The 18,000-nt window shown below is 60.4% G+C and carries 14 protein-coding genes and 1 pseudogene; 8 read left to right on the top strand and 7 right to left on the bottom strand.

Annotated features, from left to right (window positions below; all coding sequences use genetic code 11):
• Nucleotides 1–55: 55 nt before the first annotated feature.
• Nucleotides 56–3,763 carry a trifunctional transcriptional regulator/proline dehydrogenase/L-glutamate gamma-semialdehyde dehydrogenase gene (putA, locus tag N2A41_RS26145; protein ID WP_260111192.1) on the bottom strand — a complete coding sequence of 1,236 codons (3,708 nt, stop codon included), beginning with the start codon at nucleotides 3,761–3,763 and terminating at the stop codon, nucleotides 56–58.
• 27 nt (nucleotides 3,764–3,790) lie between these two features.
• Nucleotides 3,791–3,997, bottom strand: coding sequence for a hypothetical protein (locus tag N2A41_RS26140; RefSeq protein WP_260111191.1), 207 nt, complete (start codon nucleotides 3,995–3,997; stop codon nucleotides 3,791–3,793).
• A 173-nt stretch (nucleotides 3,998–4,170) separates the two neighbouring features.
• Between N2A41_RS26140 and N2A41_RS26135 the strand changes: the two genes are divergently transcribed.
• On the top strand, nucleotides 4,171–4,665 hold the full coding sequence (locus tag N2A41_RS26135; RefSeq protein WP_260111190.1) for an Lrp/AsnC family transcriptional regulator: 495 nt from the start codon (nucleotides 4,171–4,173) through the stop codon (nucleotides 4,663–4,665).
• A 150-nt stretch (nucleotides 4,666–4,815) separates the two neighbouring features.
• Here N2A41_RS26135 and N2A41_RS33500 read toward each other — a convergent pair.
• Nucleotides 4,816–4,911: pseudogene (locus N2A41_RS33500) on the bottom strand (winged helix-turn-helix transcriptional regulator); the annotation flags it as partial.
• Nucleotides 4,912–5,808 (bottom strand): LysR family transcriptional regulator, encoded by an 897-nt coding sequence (locus N2A41_RS26130; RefSeq protein WP_260111189.1) that lies wholly within the window; start codon nucleotides 5,806–5,808, stop codon nucleotides 4,912–4,914.
• A 94-nt stretch (nucleotides 5,809–5,902) separates the two neighbouring features.
• Here N2A41_RS26130 and N2A41_RS26125 point away from each other — a divergent pair, with 94 nt between their 5' ends.
• From N2A41_RS26125 to N2A41_RS26115, 3 genes are read left to right on the top strand one after another with little or no spacing between them, the layout of a single operon-like run.
• Nucleotides 5,903–7,090 carry an MFS transporter gene (locus N2A41_RS26125; protein ID WP_260111188.1) on the top strand — a complete coding sequence of 396 codons (1,188 nt, stop codon included), beginning with the start codon at nucleotides 5,903–5,905 and terminating at the stop codon, nucleotides 7,088–7,090.
• Nucleotides 7,091–7,121: 31 nt separating this feature from the next.
• Complete coding sequence (locus tag N2A41_RS26120) at nucleotides 7,122–7,868, top strand: SDR family oxidoreductase (RefSeq protein WP_260111187.1); 747 nt, start codon at nucleotides 7,122–7,124, stop codon at nucleotides 7,866–7,868.
• A gap of 13 nt (nucleotides 7,869–7,881) precedes the next feature.
• Entirely contained in the window at nucleotides 7,882–8,352 is a 471-nt protein-coding gene (locus N2A41_RS26115) for a cyclophilin-like fold protein (protein WP_260111186.1), read from the top strand.
• A gap of 41 nt (nucleotides 8,353–8,393) precedes the next feature.
• On the opposite strand, the gene N2A41_RS26110 is transcribed toward N2A41_RS26115, so the two are convergent.
• Entirely contained in the window at nucleotides 8,394–9,431 is a 1,038-nt protein-coding gene (locus N2A41_RS26110) for a class I SAM-dependent methyltransferase (protein WP_260111185.1), read from the bottom strand.
• A 174-nt stretch (nucleotides 9,432–9,605) separates the two neighbouring features.
• On the opposite strand from N2A41_RS26110, the gene N2A41_RS26105 reads away from it, so the two are divergent.
• Together N2A41_RS26105 and N2A41_RS26100 are read left to right on the top strand one after the other, a co-directional pair.
• A complete protein-coding gene (locus N2A41_RS26105; protein ID WP_260111184.1) occupies nucleotides 9,606–11,603 on the top strand; it encodes a putative bifunctional diguanylate cyclase/phosphodiesterase in 1,998 nt (665 codons plus the stop codon).
• 329 nt (nucleotides 11,604–11,932) lie between these two features.
• The gene (locus N2A41_RS26100; RefSeq protein ID WP_260111183.1) at nucleotides 11,933–13,585 is read left to right on the top strand and encodes an acyltransferase; all 1,653 of its coding nucleotides are present in this window, start codon (nucleotides 11,933–11,935) and stop codon (nucleotides 13,583–13,585) included.
• A gap of 11 nt (nucleotides 13,586–13,596) precedes the next feature.
• On the opposite strand, the gene N2A41_RS26095 is transcribed toward N2A41_RS26100, so the two are convergent.
• Entirely contained in the window at nucleotides 13,597–14,484 is an 888-nt protein-coding gene (locus N2A41_RS26095; protein WP_222281754.1) for a LysR substrate-binding domain-containing protein, read from the bottom strand.
• 110 nt (nucleotides 14,485–14,594) lie between these two features.
• Here N2A41_RS26095 and N2A41_RS26090 point away from each other — a divergent pair, with 110 nt between their 5' ends.
• Both N2A41_RS26090 and N2A41_RS26085 read left to right on the top strand, forming a co-directional pair.
• Nucleotides 14,595–15,848: an aromatic ring-hydroxylating oxygenase subunit alpha gene (locus tag N2A41_RS26090; protein WP_222385510.1), complete on the top strand. Its 1,254-nt coding sequence runs from the start codon at nucleotides 14,595–14,597 to the stop codon at nucleotides 15,846–15,848.
• Nucleotides 15,849–15,858: 10 nt separating this feature from the next.
• Nucleotides 15,859–16,929, top strand: coding sequence for an FAD-binding oxidoreductase (locus N2A41_RS26085; protein ID WP_170279579.1), 1,071 nt, complete (start codon nucleotides 15,859–15,861; stop codon nucleotides 16,927–16,929).
• A gap of 47 nt (nucleotides 16,930–16,976) precedes the next feature.
• On the opposite strand, the gene N2A41_RS26080 is transcribed toward N2A41_RS26085, so the two are convergent.
• Nucleotides 16,977–17,990, bottom strand: a complete 1,014-nt coding sequence (locus N2A41_RS26080) for a GlxA family transcriptional regulator (protein WP_260111182.1) — start codon at nucleotides 17,988–17,990, stop codon at nucleotides 16,977–16,979.
• Between the last annotated feature and the right edge of the window lie 10 nt (nucleotides 17,991–18,000).

The following is an 18,000-nucleotide window of genomic DNA, read 5'->3' as shown; positions in this document are numbered from 1 at the left end:
GATCGGCGATATATGCCGACGATGACCATATTTTCAACGCCCCTCGCGTTGTTACTCAGCCGATGGCCATGAGGCTTGCATTGCCGCCGGCAGCCGCGGTGTTGATCGACGTCGACACCTCCTCCAGCAGCCAATTGAGGCAATAGGCTTCGGGATCGCTCGCCAATTCATCGCTCGTCGCGGCCTGGACCAACAGAAGCGGACCGGGCAGGTGAGCGATCTTCTGATTGACGGCGAGAACCCTGTCGCGATCCCCTTCGACGAGTGCGCCTGAGAACGGTCCGTCCTTTTCCCAATCCGATGTCCAGGAGATCCGGCCGGCGACTGCCGCCGGAAGATCCGCCAGGACGGATTTCGATAGGGAGCCCGCATCCACGACGATGTGGTTGCCGGTCGATAGGGCCGCGGCGATCTGACGATGAAGCCCGCCTTCCGTCTGCGGCACGAGGAGAATACGGCCGCGGGGATGCAGCGCGTAGAGATTGAGCTCGCCGACCGGACCGGTGAGTTCGCGTTCGAGCCCGAGCGCCGAGCGGCTCGCATATCCACGCGCCGCTTCCCCCTCGCCCGACAGGCCCTTCTTGTCGAGCCAGACGATATAGTCACGAAGGGCAAGGTCCGTATGAACGGAATCCTGCTGCGGCGGCACGGGCGCACGTTGCACCAGCCGGCCGATATAGAGCGGGCCGCCGGCCTTCGGACCCGTTCCCGACAAGCCACGGCCGCCAAACGGCTGCACGCCGACGACGGCGCCGATGATGTTCCGGTTGACATAGAGGTTTCCAGCCTTGATGCGGCTGGTCACATGCGCGATCGTTTCATCAAGCCGGGTGTGAAGCCCGAATGTCAGACCATAACCCGATGCGTTGATGTCGTCGATCAGGCGGTCGAGCCCGTTTCGCTTGAAGCGGATGACATGCAGAACCGGTCCGAAGACCTCCCTCGTCAGGTCCGACAGCGACTTGATTTCGATGATCGTCGGCGGAACGAACGTTCCCGCCGCAGCACTTTCGGGCAACGGCAGCTGATCCACCTTGCGGCCCAAGCCGCGCATATGCTCGATATGCTGGTCGATCTCCGTCTTTGCGCTGTCGTTGATGACTGGGCCGACATCGATGCTCAGCCGATCGGTACGGCCGATCGTCAGCTCGCGGAAGGCGCCCTTCAGCATTGCGAGGGTCCTGTCGGCGACATCGTCCTGAAGGCAGAGAACCCTGAGCGCCGAGCAGCGCTGACCGGCGCTGTCGAAGGCAGAGGCAATGACGTCGGCCACCACCTGCTCGGCCAATGCGGAGGAGTCGACGATCATGCCGTTCTGGCCGCCGGTTTCGGCGATCAGCGGAATCGGCTTGCCGCTCGCCGACAACCGTTCCGCCAGTTGCGCCTGGATCATGCGGGCAACTTCGGTCGACCCGGTAAACATGACGCCTGCCGTCTCCTCCGCCCCGACCATGCCGGCGCCGAGGCGGCCGCTGCCGGGCACGAACTGCAAGGCACCGACCGGCACGCCCGCCTCGTGAAGAATCTTCACACTCTCCGAAGCGATGATCGGCGTGACCCCGGCCGGTTTCGCAAGCACGGGATTGCCGGCCACCAAGGCTGCGGCGACCTGTCCGGTGAAAATCGCCAGCGGGAAATTCCACGGGCTGATGCAGACGATCGGGCCGAGAGGCGCATGCGAGGGGCCGAGCGTCTTGCGCGCCTGCTCGGCGTAATAGCGCAGGAAGTCGATGGCCTCACGCACTTCGCCGACGGCATTGGCCGCAGACTTTCCGGCCTCGCGCATGACGATGCCCATCAGCACCTTGATGCGGGCCTGCATGATGTCGGCGGCCCGTTCCAGGCAGGCCGCGCGCTCGGCCGGCGGTACGGCGGCCCATTGCGGCGCGTACTCCGCAGCCATGCAAACGATGCGCGTGGCGTCCTCGACCTTCACTTCGGTCACCGTGCCGACAACATCCCGGTGATCGGCAGGATTGAGAACATCGCGTGTTACCCCATCCGTAGAGCCATCCGCAAGAATGGGAAGCGCATGCCACGGCGCAGCAGCCGTAGAAGTGAGCGCCTCAGCCAAATCCAGAAGGGTGGCCTCGTTCGAGAGATCGAGGCCATCGGAATTTACCCGGGCGTTGCCGTAAAGAGCCTTCGGCGAGGCGATCTGGGCGTGGGGCGCGCCAACGACGGGCATGGCTGCGACGATTTCGGCGGGATCGGCGATCAGCGCCTCGACCGAGACATTCGGATCGGAGATGCGGTGCACGAAGGAGGAATTGGCGCCATTTTCCAGAAGGCGCCGAACCAGATAGGCGAGCAGCGTCTCATGTGTTCCCACAGGCGCATAAATGCGGCAGGGCCGGTCCAGTTTTTCCTTTCCGACGACCTCGTCGTAGAGCGGTTCGCCCATGCCGTGCAGGCATTGGAACTCGTATTTGCCGACGGTGAAATCAGGACCGGCCAGACGATAGATCGTAGCGAGCGTCTGCGCGTTATGGGTGGCAAATTGCGGGAAGACCGCATCGGGAGCATCGAGCAGCTTACGTGCGCAGGCGATGTAGGCGACGTCGGTGTAGATCTTGCGGGTATAGACCGGATAATCCTCGAGACCATCCAACTGGGCGCGCTTGATCTCGGCATCCCAGTAGGCGCCCTTGACGAGACGAACCATGATCCGGCGCGCGGAACGGCGCGCGAGATCGACGATGTAGTCGAGGACGAAGGGGCAGCGCTTGCCATAGGCCTGTACGACGAAGCCGAGCCCATTCCATCCGGCAAGCTCAGCGGCGAAGCAAAGCTCCTCGAGGAGATCGAGCGAAAGTTCCAGCCGATCGGCCTCCTCGGCGTCGATATTGAGGCCGATATCATAGGTCTTGGCGAGAGCGGCGAGCTTCTTCACCTTCGGCAGCAACTCGCTCATTACCCGTCCGGCTTGCGACCTTGCGTAACGCGGATGCAGGGCCGAAAGCTTGATCGATATGCCCGGGCCGTCATAGATGCCGCGCCCGTCCGACGCCTTGCCGATGGCGTGGATCGCCTTTTCGTAATCCCGGTAATAACGCCCGGCATCGGCGCCCGTCGTGGCGGCCTCGCCCAGCATGTCGTAGGAATAGCGGAAGCCGCGCGCTTCCAGCGGCCGGGCGCGTTTCAGCGCCTCCGCAATCGTTTCGCCGGTGACGAACTGCTCGCCCATCATGCGCATCGCCATATCGACGCCGCGGCGGATGACCGGCTCGCCGGCGCGCGCGATCAGCCGCGTCAGCGCTGCCGACAGGCTTCGGTCGTTGACCGTCGACGTCAGCTTGCCGGTAACGACGAGGCCCCAGGTTGCGGCGTTGACGAACATGGATTTTCCGCCGCCGATGTGGGAGGTCCAGTTGCCCTCGGCGATCTTGTCGCGGATCAGCGCATCCCGCGTTTCGGTATCGGGAATACGCAGCAGCGCTTCGGCGAGGCACATGAGCGCCACGCCTTCCTGGCTGGAGAGCGAGTATTCCTGCACCAGCCCTTCGACGCCGGTCCCCTTGTGCTTGGCGCGCAACGCCTCGATCAGGCTGCGGGCCGTACTGCGAATGTCATAACGTTTTGCCTCGGAGACACGCGCTGCGGCAACGAGCGGCGGCAGGCATTCGGTTTCCGGCCGGCGATAGGCTGCGGTGATGGCCTGGCGAAGTTCGGATTGCGGTCGGATCGGTGGCGCAAAGCCGGAAAACGGCGCGCCGTCGGCGGCGTCTTTGGATTGAGTAGTCTCGATCGCTGCGTTCAACATGAAGGTCCCTATCAGTCGATATCTAGTTTAACGGATAAATGAGACGCCGGGCTCATCGTCCCAGCCAGCATCGTCCGAGACGGCTGGGCCGGAATATTCCGTCTCGCGAAGCGGACGCGCATCCGGATTGTTGCGCTTGAGGGTGAGCGCCGCAGCAACCGCTCTTATCGCCACCGGTCGGTAGTGAGCGAGCAGGTCCGGCTTCTGATCATCATCCGGTTCTTCCTTGCGCATGCATGACCCCATTTTGCGGGCGGCGCTGATGCGATCCTGACGATCCGTCAAGCGCCTGCGCCTTCCATCCCATTGCCGATGCATAAAGTATCACATTTCGCGGATCGCGATCTCACTTGATTTTTGCAGATTTGAGCCTGTATGAACTTATTAAAGCACTCTTGAGAGTTCAAATGGCTAGCGAACCCGATATCTTTAGTGAATTGGACCAATTCGACAGAAAAATCCTCGCGGCTCTTGCCGAGGACGGCAGACTGTCGATCACCGATCTCGCGGCGCGTGTCGGCCTCTCGAAAACGCCGTGCCAGCTCCGCTTCAAAAGGCTGATCAGCGAAGGGTATATCGAAGGCTTCAAGGCCGTCCTCAATCCGTCTAAAATGCAGCTCGACCACATTGCTTTCGTCGAGGTGAAGCTCTCCGATACCCGCGAGCACGCGCTGAAAAGCTTCAACGATGCCATCAAGAAAATCAGCGAAGTCGAAGAATGCCATATGATCGCCGGCAGGTTCGACTATCTCCTGAAGATCCGCACCCGCGATATCGGCCGCTACCGCCGCGTCCTCGGCGAGCGCATCTCGACGCTGCCCCACGTCGCCAGCACATCGACGAACGTCGCGATGGAGACGGTCAAGGAAGGCTGGGACAGGTCCGGTTCGAGTTTTTCGTGAATGTTATCCTCGGGATGACCACCTGCCGGTGAGTTGCCGCAGAATCCAAAATCCGTCCAATTTGCTGCCGGACGAACTGCGATATCTTCATTGTCGTCGGTATTGCGCCAAAGCGGTTGCGGCAGGGGTAGCAATCGACCCCCAGGCAGTTCAGCCATCTCTCGCTTTCCGACCGCGTGCGTTTAGTTTCACCGGCACACTCTTGCCGTACTCATTCCACCATCCCGACAAGGCTTCCATCATTGGTTACCGATGCCGGTAGCGGAAGGTTTCGACGAAGGCGGAGAAAGCAGGGGATGGATGGCGTCGGCTGGGGTAGTAGAGATGATACCCTTGGAACGTTGGCGCCCAGTCCGCCAGCACTTCGTACAGTTGACCGCTGTCACAATATTGCCGGACAAGGTCCCCCGGCACATAAGACAGCCCCGCGCCATCAAGAGCGGCATTGATCGCCGGCCCTATGTTGCTCATCACGAGTTGGCCTTCCACACGAACGCTGAACTCGCGGCCATCCTTTTCAAACTCCCAGGCATAAAGAGCGCCTGACGTCGGCAGACGCAGGTTGACGCAATTGTGGTTCGTCAAGTCATGCGGGGTCGAAGGCACAGGACGGGCCGCAAAATATTCGGGTGATCCGACCACGGCGTAAGAAATATCGGGTCCAATGCGAACGGCCACCATGTCGCGGGCAATCGCTTCGCCGAGCCGCACGCCGGCATCGAATTGGCGCTCGACGATATTTGTGAAACCGTTGTCGACGATGAGTTCCACGGTGATATCGGGGTAATCCCGTAAAAATGCCGGCAGCCTCGAACGGAAGACCAGCTCCACGGCATCATCGGGACATACCAGGCGGACCTGGCCTGAGGGCTTGTCGCGCAACGCGCCGAGGGCACTGATCCCGACGGCGATGCTCTCGAAATGCGGTTGGATGCTTTCCACGAGACGCGCACCAGCCGCCGTGGGAGCCACGTCCCGCGTCGTGCGAGAGAGAAGCCGGACGCCGAGCCGGGCCTCGAGCGCGCTGATCGTATGGCTCAACGCCGAGCGCGTGACTCCCAATTTTGATGCAGCGCGCGTGAAACTCCGCTCCTGAGCCACCTCCAGAAACGCACGCATTTCCGTGAACTCGTCGCGCCGCATTGTTGAATCTCCTTCATCACGACATTCAGATTATAGCTTCTAGTCGCGCAAAACCAGTCCGGCTATCTATCTGGCAACGGACAGGAGAACATGCATGACCGTCGAGTTGACATTGGACGAGACCTCACTGACGGACGACACGGCGACCTCATGGTCTGCTGTGACCTGTCTCTCGCTTCTCACTTTCCTGCTGGTGGGGCTGGAATTTCTCCCTGTGAGCCTTCTGACTCCAGTCGCCAGGGATCTCTCGGTGTCAGAGGGGCAAGCCGGATTGGCGATCACCGTGTCGGGAGTCTTTGCGGTTATCACCAGTCTTTTCGGCAATGCATTCCTGGCGAGGATCGACCGCAAGTCTGTCGTCCTGCTCTATACGGCGGTTCTTGTTGTATCGAGTTTGGCGGTTGCCCTTGCACCCAACTTCCTAGTCTTTCTCGTCGGGCGGTCCCTGGTCGGCGTTTCGATCGGCGGCTTCTGGTCGCTGTCGACAGCTATTCTGGCACGCCTGACCTCCGACCGTGACCTGCCCAAGGCGATTGCGCTTCTTCAAGGTGGCACCGCATTCGCGCTCGTCCTTGCCGCACCGCTCGGCAGTTTTCTTGGCGGGTTGATCGGATGGCGCGGAACCTTCTTCATCACGGTGCCAATCGGAATTGCCGCGCTCGTCTGGCAACTGGTCGTCCTGCCGAGGATGCCGGCGACGTCAATCGTCTCGGTGGCCAGAATATTCGGGCTGCTGCGCAATCGCACATTCGCGATAGGAATGGCGGCGACCGCTCTCGCCTTCATCGGCCAGAACGCGCTGTCCATATATCTTCGTCCATTCCTCGAAGGCGTCACGGGCCTCGAATTGAATGTTCTGTCCATGGTGCTTCTCGGCCTTGGCGTCGGTGGACTGGCTGGAACCTCCGTCATTGGCTTCGTCGCCCGGCGGCACCTCCGCCTCGTTCTCGTAGGCCTGCCGGGTGCTCTTGCGCTCATTGCCCTGCTGCTGATCGCTCTCGGGCCGTTCGCCGCGGTTACGGCATCCCTGCTCGTCATGTGGGGATTTTTCTCAACCCCGATTCCGGTTGCCTGGAACACCTGGATGGCCGCCATCGTCCCCGGTGAGTTGCAAGCGGCAGGTGGGCTGCAGGTGGCGCTGATCCAACTTGCCATTGCCGGCGGCGCCTTCGCTGGCGGCATGCTGTTCGACACCGCGGGATGGTGGAGCACCTTCCTTCTGGCCGCCTGCCTTCTCGCCGGTTCGGCTGTCCTCGCCGCACTCGCCGGTCGCCGTTCCTGAACCTTCAGAAATCCCAATACAGGAGATCATCATGTCACAAGGAATCGAAAACAAAGTCATCGTCATCACCGGCGCAAGCAGCGGGCTTGGCGAAGCCACCGCGCGTCACCTTGCTGAGCGCGGCGCTTCGGTCGTCCTCGGCGCCCGGCGTAGCGACCGCATCGCTGCGCTGGCCGAGGAACTGGCCGCCAAAGGCTACAGGGCCAAGGCAGTCCAAACCGACGTCACGGATCAACATCAAGTCAAGACGCTCGTCGACACCGCCGTTAGCGCGTTCGGTCGAGTCGACGTGATGCTGAACAATGCCGGACTGATGCCGTTGGCGCCGCTCGAACGGCTCAAGGTCGATGAGTGGGATCGCATGATCGACGTGAATATCAAAGGGGTGCTTTACGGCATCGCCGCAGCGCTTCCGCACATGAAGGCGCAGAAGTCTGGACACATCATCAACGTTTCCTCCGTCTACGGTCATGTGGTCGATCCGGGTGCCACCGTCTATTGCGCGACGAAATTCGCCGTGCGCGCCCTCTCGGAAGGCCTGTGGAAGGAAGTGAAGCCATACAACATCCGCACCACGATCATTTCACCCGGCGCGGTGAGCACCGAACTGCTCGAGCACATCAGTGAGAAGGACATCCAGGCAGGCACCAAGGAGTTCGTCAGCAGGATCGCCATCAGCGCGGACACGTTCGCCCGAACGGTCGCCTTCGCGGTGAACGAACCAGATGATGTCGACATCAACGAAATCTTGTTCCGGCCCACGGCTCAACCTGTCTGACGCGAGGCGCGCTATGTCGATGACATCCACGTTCATGAGCCGTCGCGCGGTTTTGGGCGGAGCCTTGGCGGCCGCCGCCCTCCCTCTCGTGGCGCAAGGGCAGGACGGGCACAGCTCGACCACTCGCAAGGTGTCAGATGTCAGGATCAGGATTGACTTCAACAAGCTTCCCCTGACGGCGACACTCTTCGATAATCCGTCGGCGCGCGATCTTGCTTCCATGCTGCCCCTAAACCTCAAGATCGAGGACTACGGCAGGAACGAAAAAATCGTCTATCTGCCGCGCAAGCTGACCGAAGAAGGGAGTGGTGCTTTCGGAAACGAGCAGCCGGGCGACCTTTGCTACTTCAAACCGTGGGGTAACCTGGCCCTGTTCTACGCGGATTACCGCTGGGACGGGCTGATCCGGCTCGGCCGCTTCGACGATGGCTTCGAGCCGTTGCTGGTGCGCGGCGCGTATCCGGTCCGCATAGAACGCATCTGACACGGGCGTTTTGGGTGGAAATCTCAAATCGCTTTTGCGACCTAACGCGGTCTTTGAATTTCACAATAGACAATGCTCCGGTTTGAGCCGGACCAAACAGACACCTTCATATCATTGCCAGTCACGCTTTCGCTGGCGATCGAGCCCATCTCTCGTTCCGACCGCAACAGCAGGGCCCAGTTCATGAATGTCTCCATATAGCCATCGACATCCGTCTCCGGAGAGAAGTTGGCGAATAGGAATGTGCCGCCAGGCTTAAGCATGCTGATGCACTTCCTGGTCAGCTTTACGGCTACCGCGTCAGGCAAATAGTCATAGAGACCCGCGGCATAGACGAAATCGAACATTCCCGGCGCATACCTTCCACCGAGCAGGGATTTGACCGACCCGTTCACCGCCTCGACGGACGTCCCCGCGAAATCGCGGGCGACGGTTCCAACGCTGATCGGGTCTTGATCCAAAGCTACCCAGCGTCTAATCGCGCCGGCGCTCAGAGCGTGCGACAACGGCCCCTCGCGAAGATGCCCGGCGGCGATGGCAAGGATTTCGATGGCGCCAGGCCGGGTCGAAGCAATTTCGTCTACGCGGCGAGCCAGAATGTCTCGACGCTCCCGTACTGCGATGGATGACGAAGCATTTCGAGTGTAGCCGTAGATCGAACGTCCCAAGTCGCTCGCTGATGCGACGGCGTCCTCAATCTCAGGTCTGCCGTAGATGAAATCGAGAAGACGTGCGTCGCCAGAATAGCCGCGCGGCTTTTCAAACGACCAGCGGGTCAATGGATCTTGATGAAGATAGTGAGCAACGGGATGAGATTGCGCGATCGTAACGATGACGTCCCACACCTGCGGATGAAAGCGCCGCCGCATCTGATGCAAGGCTTCGGTAAGACGCTCGATGATCACATGAGGCTCGACGCCGGATTTGAACTGACGGATCGACACGTCAAGGCTGAGGGCAAGCTCGGCCTGGGCAACGATAAGATCGCCGGGATCTGGGGCAGCAACCCTCCTTGCCACCCGCCGAATTTCGCCGGGCACAACAAGACTTTCACCGTCGAATACCAGGCTTTGTTCCATTTCGAGATCCTCTTGACATAAGCATAATCAACCTCGAAATAGGATGCGACTAGAATCTACACGGGATAAGGGTAATTCTACTCTTGCGGGTCCGATGCTACCCCTCTAACAAAGCCAAGCAATAAGACAAACCGGTTGCAAGTTGCCGAATGCGATTTTGGAGGGCGCCGAAGTATGGCTTACTTTTCAACATACTTTAGATGGCTTTCGGGTCGGCGTCGTTGCATGATCGCGGCTTGCGATAATGTCCAGCGGGACGAACCAACCGCCGGCATTTCATTCGCCGAGGCCCTCAAGTCTCTGAAAATTGAAAATGATGCTGTCCGAAGGCAGAGCTCGCGGCACGGTCTTTGGATGGCGGTTGCCGTCTATGTGGCCTTCGCACTTCCCGACCGTTGGCTGATCCCCGACGTTGCGCCTGCGACGATCGCCGCCCGATTCGCCGTCGCGACGATCGCCCTGCTGGCGTTCGAAATCTTGCGGCTGGCAAATGCGAAAACCGCCTGGCTTGACATTACGTGCGCCACTGCACTGCTTGTGGGCTATGCAGGCTGGCTTTACCCGGCGATTGCCACCCACGACGTCACTGCTATGTCCTACTACATGATATTCGGCGCCATCTTCATGATGGGCGCCAACCTGTTTTTCAGTTTTCCGTTTCGGCTTTCGGTGATCACCTCCGGGCTCGTTCTCTGCGCGTTTTTCATTACGATCGAGGAACTTTTTCCTTCCAGCCAAACCTATAAGCTCGCTTTCGGGCTGTTCTACATTTCGTGCTTTGCTTTCACGTCTTTCGTCAATTGGCGATTGAATGTTGAGCGCCGAAACGTGTTGCTGAACGCGGCGGAGGCTCGCCACCAGCACTGGGAAGCGTCCGAACGAGGAAGGTCACTGCTCGAGCTTTCACATACCGACTACCTGACAGGCATAAGCAACAGACGCGCGCTGGATCGGCGGCTCGATGAATGCTGGGCCGCTTGGAAAGACGAACGCCGCGACTTCTCCGTGTTCCTGATCGACGTCGACTTTTTCAAACGCTTCAATGATCGCTACGGACATCAGGAAGGAGACCGATGCCTGACTGTCATCGCCAATGCGCTGAAGGCGGTTGTAGAGTCGTCCGATGGCATGATCGGCAGGTATGGTGGCGAGGAGTTTATCGTGGTCATGCCGGCGGCCCTTCCCAAGGTTGCGATGACTCTCGCCGAGAAGATCAGAATGGAAGTCGAGTCTCTTGCGATTGCTCACGACGAGCGACCAGACGATATATCGACCGTAACCGTCAGCATCGGCGTCGCCTTCACCCGCGAGAAAGTCGGAGAGAAAGTTGAACGAATAGTCCGTGAAGCCGACCTCGCTCTCTACAATGCCAAAGCAAGCGGCCGAAACTGCATTCGCAGTTTTGATCCGCTGCTGCCTCGCCCCGACGATTATGCCGGTAAACTCGTGCCCCTGCTCGCGGCAGCCATCGATCGCAAACTGGTCTCACTCGTGTACCAACCGATTTTCGACGTGACGAACGGGAAAGCAAGGGCTGTCGAGGCTTTGATGCGCCTCAGGATGCCTGATGGCACGGCGGTTTCGCCGAAGACATTCATCCCGGTTGCAGAACGAAGCGGCGCTATCCTCGAGCTGGGCAGGTGGGCGATCGAGACGGCATGCCGAGATATACTGATGACCGATCGCATGGCGACCGTCAGCGTCAACGTGTCGCCGATACAGCTGCGCTCCCCCGGCTTTGCCACTAGTGTCGCTGATATCCTTATTCGGTGCGGGGTCTGCGGGTCGCGATTAGCCTTGGAAGTCACCGAGGGCCTGGACATGGATATGCAGTCGGAGGTGCTCAAATGCATTGCCGATCTGCGCGCACTCGGCGTCGAAATCTGGCTTGACGACTTCGGCTCCGGCTTCGCGGGCCTCTCTTGGCTGAGGGCAATCGAGTTTCAGACGGTCAAGGTCGATAGAACCTTCCTGCATGACTGCTCGAACCCACGCGGTTTGACGATGCTTCAGGACATGATTGCTCTCATCCGCAATCGCGGGAATACGATCCTGGTAGAAGGCGTCGAAACGGCAGCACAGTTTTCCCTTCTCAAGGATCTTCGCATCGACCGCGCCCAGGGCTTTCATATGGGAATGCCGGTGAGCGCTGAACTTCTGAACGCGGCATAGCTCGACATCGAGGTTTCCAGATGGCTCAGCGCGCGGCCGATAATCGGTGCGCGTGCATCACGTCTCTGCAAATCGCGAATTCGGACAGGAGCCGCATCGACCGCCCGCATGGCAAACCGCTATGAGGGGCCATCCTACGGGCACTTGCGATCACATCGGTCGCCGGGAGGCCGGACCCGATCAAAGCAATTGGAGCCATTTCAACGAGGGCTGCGCCGCCATTGTCGGAAGTCTTGCTTTTGGACGAATCAGGCCGTCTTATGCAGCGAGGCAACGGATCGCCGAAGGCAGACGAATATTCGGCGGTTGACCTGAGAATGAGGATCGAGATGGATCACGCCAGCAGCCCGCAATCGTCAGTGAACGAAGAGAGGGAAGCGCGCAGGCTTCAATACCTGACCTGGGAACACATTGCGTCTGACCTTCGTCATCCCGCTCACCTCGCCCGCAGGGCGGAACTCCGGCGATCATGCGGTGCGGAGCTGGCCGAGACGTCCTACATCGCCGAGCAAGCCGCAATCTTCACCGAAAGCCTGACGATGGGCGAGCGGTCCTGGATCGCAGGGCACGCTCTCGTTCGTGGCCATGTGATTCTCGGCGACGATTGCACCATCAATCCCTATGCCTGTGTTTCCGGCACGGTAACGTGCGGCAATGGCGTTCGGATTGCTTCGCATGCCTCGCTCGTCGGCTTCAATCATGGCTTCGACGATCCGACTATTCCCATACACCGTCAAGGCGTCGTCAGCATCGGCATTTCGATCGGCGACGATGTCTGGATCGGCGCCAACTGCGTGATCCTCGATGGCGCCACGATTGGAAACGGTGCGGTGATCGCCGCCGGAGCGGTGGTCACGGGAGACATTCCCGCCATGGCGATTGCCGGTGGCGTGCCCGCCCGGGTGCTGCGGAGCCGAGGCTCGGCACCCCGGAAAACAGGCAATGGCGACGTCGAAGATCAGTTGGTCAGGCTCGGTCAGAAAGCGAAAGACCAGTGCCCGGACATTCTGGCACGCTGGAAAACGCAAGGGACCTATCAATCGCTGGAAGCAGACGGCGTCCGCAGACCGGCGATCCGGCATCTCTGCGACGCAATCGAGATCGCTGCCGGCTTCGGCCAGCTGCCGCCCGACCTCCATCCGGCGGAGACTGTCGAGCTTCTCCAAGGTCTGCAGGACCGAGAGACCGGCCTTTTCCCGGAAGAGCATTCGCGAATGCATGGCAAGCCCCTCAGGGATGATCCAAAGGCGCTCTATAACGTCCTTGCGGTTGGCTATGCGCTTGAACTGCTTGGTTCCGGTCCACGCCAACCTGTCCATGCGGTCGAGCTCGGCGCCGGGGAGCTGGATGAATGGCTGAGCGCCCTGCCCTGGTCGACCCGGGCATGGCACGCCGGAAGCGTGGTCGATGCGATCGGCACCGCCATGTACTTCAACGCGAGGTATTTTCGCATCAGGCATTCACGGCAGGCGCTCTTCGAGTGGCTGAGCCACAATGCCAACAGCGTTTCGGGGCTCTGGGGTGAACCGACCGCGGCGGAAGGATGGCTTCAACCGGTGAACGGCTTTTATCGCCTGACGCGCGGCACCTACGCCCAGTTCGGCGTGGCACTTCCGCATCCGCATGCCTCACTCGAAACGGTTCACCTCAACTATCGCAACCACAAGGGCTTCGTTGGTGCAAAATACAATGCGTGCAACCTGCTCGATACGATTCATCCACTGTTGCTGATTGCCCGGCAGACCGACTACAGGCGGGCCGACGGGGAGGCGATCGCCCGCAAGCTCATATCGAGGGCGTTGGATAGATGGCGGGATGGCGAGGGATTCCCGTTTGCCGACGGTGGTGAACCGAGCTTGCAGGGAACGGAAATGTGGCTTTCCGTCATTCACCTGGCGGACGACTTCCTAGGACTGGCAGATTGCTTCGCATTCGTCCCTAGAGGCGTTCACCGGACGGCAACGGTGGGGCTGGGCATGTGACCACGCTTCGATCAACCGTGCAGTGATGCCGTCAGCCAAGCAGCGGCAAGGTCGCGCGCATTGCTTCGCTTGGATTTGATAGGCACGATCACATTGTAACGATCCTCCGCCGCAAGCTCGCCGCCGCCGATCTGCATCAAGGTTCCATCCTCCAGAAAGGTGCCGACCAGCATACGCCATCCCAAGGCAATGCCTTGCCCCGCGCGCGCGGCAGCGATGGTTTCGGTATAGTGGTTGAACCGAAGCGACGGCTTTACATTGAGGTTGGCGCCGGTCAGCGAAAACCACTGGGCCCAGCTATACCAGGATCGATCAAGGACGTCAGTCTCGATGAATTCGTCACTGGAGCCGAGCGGACCATCTCCTCGTCGCCTGAGATAGTCGGGAGAGCAGACGGGGCAAATGACGTCGCCGCGCGAGGCGATGACGGTGCTATCGCTGAACGGAGGCACACCATATCGAATTGCCACATCGACTTCGCCGTCGTCGAGAGCGAGCGGGCTGTCCTGGGATATCACCCGCACCAGAATACCCGGGTTCGCCCGGCGGAATTCGGCCAGCCGCGGCAGCAGCCAGAAAGAGGAGAACGCAACGGTCGCCCCTATGGTCAACACGTCCTGGCTGCGCGACTGGAGCGCTTCCACGCCCTCGGCAATATCGGCAAAGCTCTTGGCCAGGGTGGCTCCGAGGTTGATGCATGCCGCCGTCGGCTCGATCGCTCGATGCTTGCGCACGAATAAGGGCTGGCCGAATTCCTCCTCCAGCAATGCAATCTGCCTGCTGACCGCCGCCTGGGTGACGCCCAATTCGGCCGCAGCGGTGGTGAAGCTCTTCTTTCTGAGCACCGCCTCCAGGGTCACCAGGGCCGTCAGCGACGGGATCCGTCTTCTAAAGTGCATCACAGAACCCTCATCGCATGATAAAAACTTATGCGAAGCTAATTTTTTATGCCGTTGAAACATCGGAACTGCAAGGGCAATCTGGGGAAACTCTCGCATAAGAGGTTCTGATGCTAAACAAGCTCCCATCGTCCATTTCGGCTCTTCTCGACGCTCGTGCCAACGGTCACTCTCTGCCGGCCGGCCTTTACGTCAGAGAAGACGTGTTCGAAGCAGACATCGACGTCTTCTTCCACAATCACTGGATCTGTGTCGGTCTCGATTGCGATGTTCCCGAACCCGGCGACGCCACGGTCATCGATATCGGCAAGACGAGCCTGATCCTTCTGCGCGACGACGACGGAGAAATTCGCGTCCTGCACAATGTCTGCCGCCATCGCGGCTCCCGCCTTCTCGATCCGGGCAAGACGATCGTCTCGAAACTCGTCTGTCCCTATCACACCTGGACATACGAACTGACCGGTGAGCTCAGCTACGCGCCTCACATGGGCAAGGACTTCGACAAGGAGTGTCGGAGCCTCAAGCCCGTCACTTTCAAGTCGATCGGCGGACTGATTTATGTCTGTCTTTCCGACAATCCGCCCGAGGATATTGCCATCCTCGAACAGGCCATGACCGAGCGCCTCGCCCCCTACGATATCCGGAACGCAAAGGTTGCCTTCCAAACGGATGTCATCGAGGACGGCAACTGGAAGCTGACGATGGAAAACAATCGTGAATGCTACCATTGCTCCGCGAACCACCCGGAGCTCTGCGTCTCCTTCGTCGATCTCGACTTCGGCTTCGACCCCGAGACGCTGAGCCCGGAGGATCGCGAACAGGCCGAGGAGCATTTCAGGCTGTATGAAGAGCGGACGAAGGCGTGGGAGTCCGACGGCTTTCCCTCGGCTGCCGTCGAGCAGCTCGCCGATTGCGCCACCAACTTCCGCACCCAGCGGCTGATCATCGCAGGCGCCGGCGAATCCCAGACCCACGACGCCACCGCCGCATCCTCCAAGCTTCTCGGTCACATGACCCGCAAGGATCTCGGCGACACGCATCTTTGGGGCCACAACAGCTGGAACCACTTCATGGGCGACCATGCCGTGGTGGCAACCGTCATTCCGCTCTCCGCCGGCAAGACGCTTGTGAGGACCAAGTGGCTGGTCCACAAGGACGCCGTCGAAGGCGTGGATTACGATCTCGACAAGCTGACGGATGTCTGGGTCGCGACGACGGACCAGGACGCCGATCTCGTCGCGCGCTCCCATGCCGGCACTCTCGACCCAGCATATCAGCCAGGCCCCTACTCCCGGTTTTCCGAGACGAACCTCGACAAGTTCGCCAGCTGGTACATCGATCGGATGCGCGCCCATGGATACTAGGAGCCCGCAGATGCCCGTAGCCAGGGCCGCCCTTCACGACGTCTGGAACCCGGAAGAAGACGACGCGCTCGTCTGCCTTGACGTCCAGCAGGAGACCCATGACGTCAAGACCTTCACCTTCGCTTCGCGCGACGGCAAGCGGTTCGCGTTCAAGGCCGGCCAGTATTTTCTGTTCGACCTGGAACACAATGGAGAGGCTGAAAACAGGTGCTACAGCATCTCCTCCTCGCCGCATCGGACGAACGCTTTCTCCGTGACGGTGAAGCGCGTGCCCGGCGGAAAGATCTCCAACTGGCTTCACGACACACTGGTTCCCGGGGCGACCGTCAAGGCGAACGGCCCACTTGGCCATTTCATCAGGCCCGAGCGGTCGCGACGTAAGCTTCTGCTGCTGTCGGGCGGCTCCGGCATCACCCCCGTCATGTCCATTCTGCGGGAACTCGCCGACAGTTGCGAACCTGCCGACGTCGTCTTCATGCATGCTGGACGGACGCCGCAGGACCTGATCTTTCGCGACGAACTGGCCTGCATCGCCCGCAGGCTGAAAGGCCTTCGCCTGCATTTCCTCCCGGAGACCGTGGCCGGCGAGCCGTCCTGGCCCGGTCTGACCGGTCGCATTTCGAAAGACTATATTAGGCTTGCGGTTCCCGATATCGCCGAGCGGATCGTGATGTGCTGCGGCCCCGCACCGTTCATGGCCGCCGCGCGCGGCATTGCAGCCGAACTCGGCGTGCCCGCCTCAAATTATCTGGAAGAAAGCTTCGACGCAGCGGTCATTGACGAACCCGAAATCCCTGCGGTTCAGGAGGCAGCCGCCAAAGTCTTTCAGGTCACCTTCTCGAAGCAGGCCCGCAGCATCGAGGTAACAGGCGACCAGAGCGTGCTTTCTTGTGCGAAGAAGTCAGGCGTCAGGATCCCGTCGTCCTGTGCGAATGGCGTCTGCGGCACCTGCAAGTCGAAGCTTACGTCAGGCACGGTCGACATGAACCACAATGGCGGAATCCGCCAGAGGGAAATCGACGCCGGCTTCTTCCTGCCCTGCTGCTCCAAGCCGCTGAGCGATCTGGTCATCGAGCGCTGAACGCCGGGTACCGCACCACCCGAGGAAGATGTTGCGGGATTGCGCGTTCAGTGCGTTCTCAAAGCTGCCGCGCGATGCTGCGAAGGCGTTTGCCCGAATGTGCGCTTGAACGTTCTCGTAAACTGCGAGGCGTTTTCGAAGCCAACATCAAGCGCGATCTCGATCAGAGGCGCCTTCGATTGGGCAAGGATCGACTTCGCCCGCTCCATACGAACACGACTATAGGCCTTGGCAGGAGACATGCCCGTCTTGTCGATGAAGATTCTCTCCAACTGCCGTCGCGAGAGTCCAACCGTGCCGGCAAGCTTCTCGATCGACATGCTGCCGTCGACGAACTGCTCCATCGTGATCATCGCCGCCTTGACGCGGGCATCGTCATAATCGTCGTAAAGCGGACGCCGGGGCTGGACGTCCGCAGGTGCGCGGGCTCTCTCGATCTGCAGCACCTCCAGCGCGTTTCGTTCGGCGTCGCGGCTGATGTATTTCCTGACCAACAGCGCGGCCATGTCGGCTGAACTGCTGCCGCCGGCGCAAGACCCACGCTGGCGGTCGAGATTGAAGAGCCGGTCGGAACGAACGCTGAGGTCAGGAAACCGCTCCCGGAACTCCTTGTAGTGCAGCCAACTCACACAGGAGTCATGCCGCTTCATCAGGCCGGCCGCAGCGAGAATGAACGAGCCCGTGCACACGCCGATCAGCGGCACCTTCTTGGCGTCCGCCTGCTTGAGAAAAGCGATGGTCGCCTGGTCGACAGGGTTCTCCACCGTCAGAAGACCGCCGACGACCACAATGTAATCGAAGCGTGACGGATCGACAAAATCGGACGTCGGAGCGACCTGGACGCCGCAGCTCGCGGTGATCAGATGCCGCGTGCTGCCGATCACCTGCCAGTCGGCAAGAACCCTTCCGGAACGATCCTGCTCGTCGCTGGCAAGCCGCAGTGTGTCCACGAAGAGCGCGAAGGCGGACAGCGTGAACGATCGCGCCAGAACGAACCCCACCTTGAGCCGGGCAGCGGGCTTCGCGGCGCCGTCTGCCTGCCGATGCTGTCCGGGTCGCATGGTCATCTCA

Origin of the sequence: Rhizobium sp. SRDI969 (assembly GCF_025152725.1) — a bacterium.
GTDB classification, from domain to species: Bacteria; Pseudomonadota; Alphaproteobacteria; order Rhizobiales; family Rhizobiaceae; genus Rhizobium; species Rhizobium leguminosarum_I.
Note: the sequence above shows the minus strand (reverse complement) of the source record. Positions and strands in the feature narration are given on the sequence as shown.

What these genes read in the sequence shown, in the direction of transcription:
- putA (WP_260111192.1), bottom strand. Translation starts at nt 3,763, where the DNA reads ATGTTGAACGCAGCGATCGAGACTACTCAATCCAAAGACGCCGCCGAC.
- N2A41_RS26140 (WP_260111191.1), bottom strand. Translation starts at nt 3,997, where the DNA reads ATGCGCAAGGAAGAACCGGATGATGATCAGAAGCCGGACCTGCTCGCT.
- N2A41_RS26135 (WP_260111190.1), top strand. Translation starts at nt 4,171, where the DNA reads ATGGCTAGCGAACCCGATATCTTTAGTGAATTGGACCAATTCGACAGA.
- N2A41_RS26130 (WP_260111189.1), bottom strand. Translation starts at nt 5,808, where the DNA reads ATGCGGCGCGACGAGTTCACGGAAATGCGTGCGTTTCTGGAGGTGGCT.
- N2A41_RS26125 (WP_260111188.1), top strand. Translation starts at nt 5,903, where the DNA reads ATGACCGTCGAGTTGACATTGGACGAGACCTCACTGACGGACGACACG.
- N2A41_RS26120 (WP_260111187.1), top strand. Translation starts at nt 7,122, where the DNA reads ATGTCACAAGGAATCGAAAACAAAGTCATCGTCATCACCGGCGCAAGC.
- N2A41_RS26115 (WP_260111186.1), top strand. Translation starts at nt 7,882, where the DNA reads ATGTCGATGACATCCACGTTCATGAGCCGTCGCGCGGTTTTGGGCGGA.
- N2A41_RS26110 (WP_260111185.1), bottom strand. Translation starts at nt 9,431, where the DNA reads ATGGAACAAAGCCTGGTATTCGACGGTGAAAGTCTTGTTGTGCCCGGC.
- N2A41_RS26105 (WP_260111184.1), top strand. Translation starts at nt 9,606, where the DNA reads ATGGCTTACTTTTCAACATACTTTAGATGGCTTTCGGGTCGGCGTCGT.
- N2A41_RS26100 (WP_260111183.1), top strand. Translation starts at nt 11,933, where the DNA reads ATGGATCACGCCAGCAGCCCGCAATCGTCAGTGAACGAAGAGAGGGAA.
- N2A41_RS26095 (WP_222281754.1), bottom strand. Translation starts at nt 14,484, where the DNA reads ATGCACTTTAGAAGACGGATCCCGTCGCTGACGGCCCTGGTGACCCTG.
- N2A41_RS26090 (WP_222385510.1), top strand. Translation starts at nt 14,595, where the DNA reads ATGCTAAACAAGCTCCCATCGTCCATTTCGGCTCTTCTCGACGCTCGT.
- N2A41_RS26085 (WP_170279579.1), top strand. Translation starts at nt 15,859, where the DNA reads ATGCCCGTAGCCAGGGCCGCCCTTCACGACGTCTGGAACCCGGAAGAA.
- N2A41_RS26080 (WP_260111182.1), bottom strand. Translation starts at nt 17,990, where the DNA reads ATGCGACCCGGACAGCATCGGCAGGCAGACGGCGCCGCGAAGCCCGCT.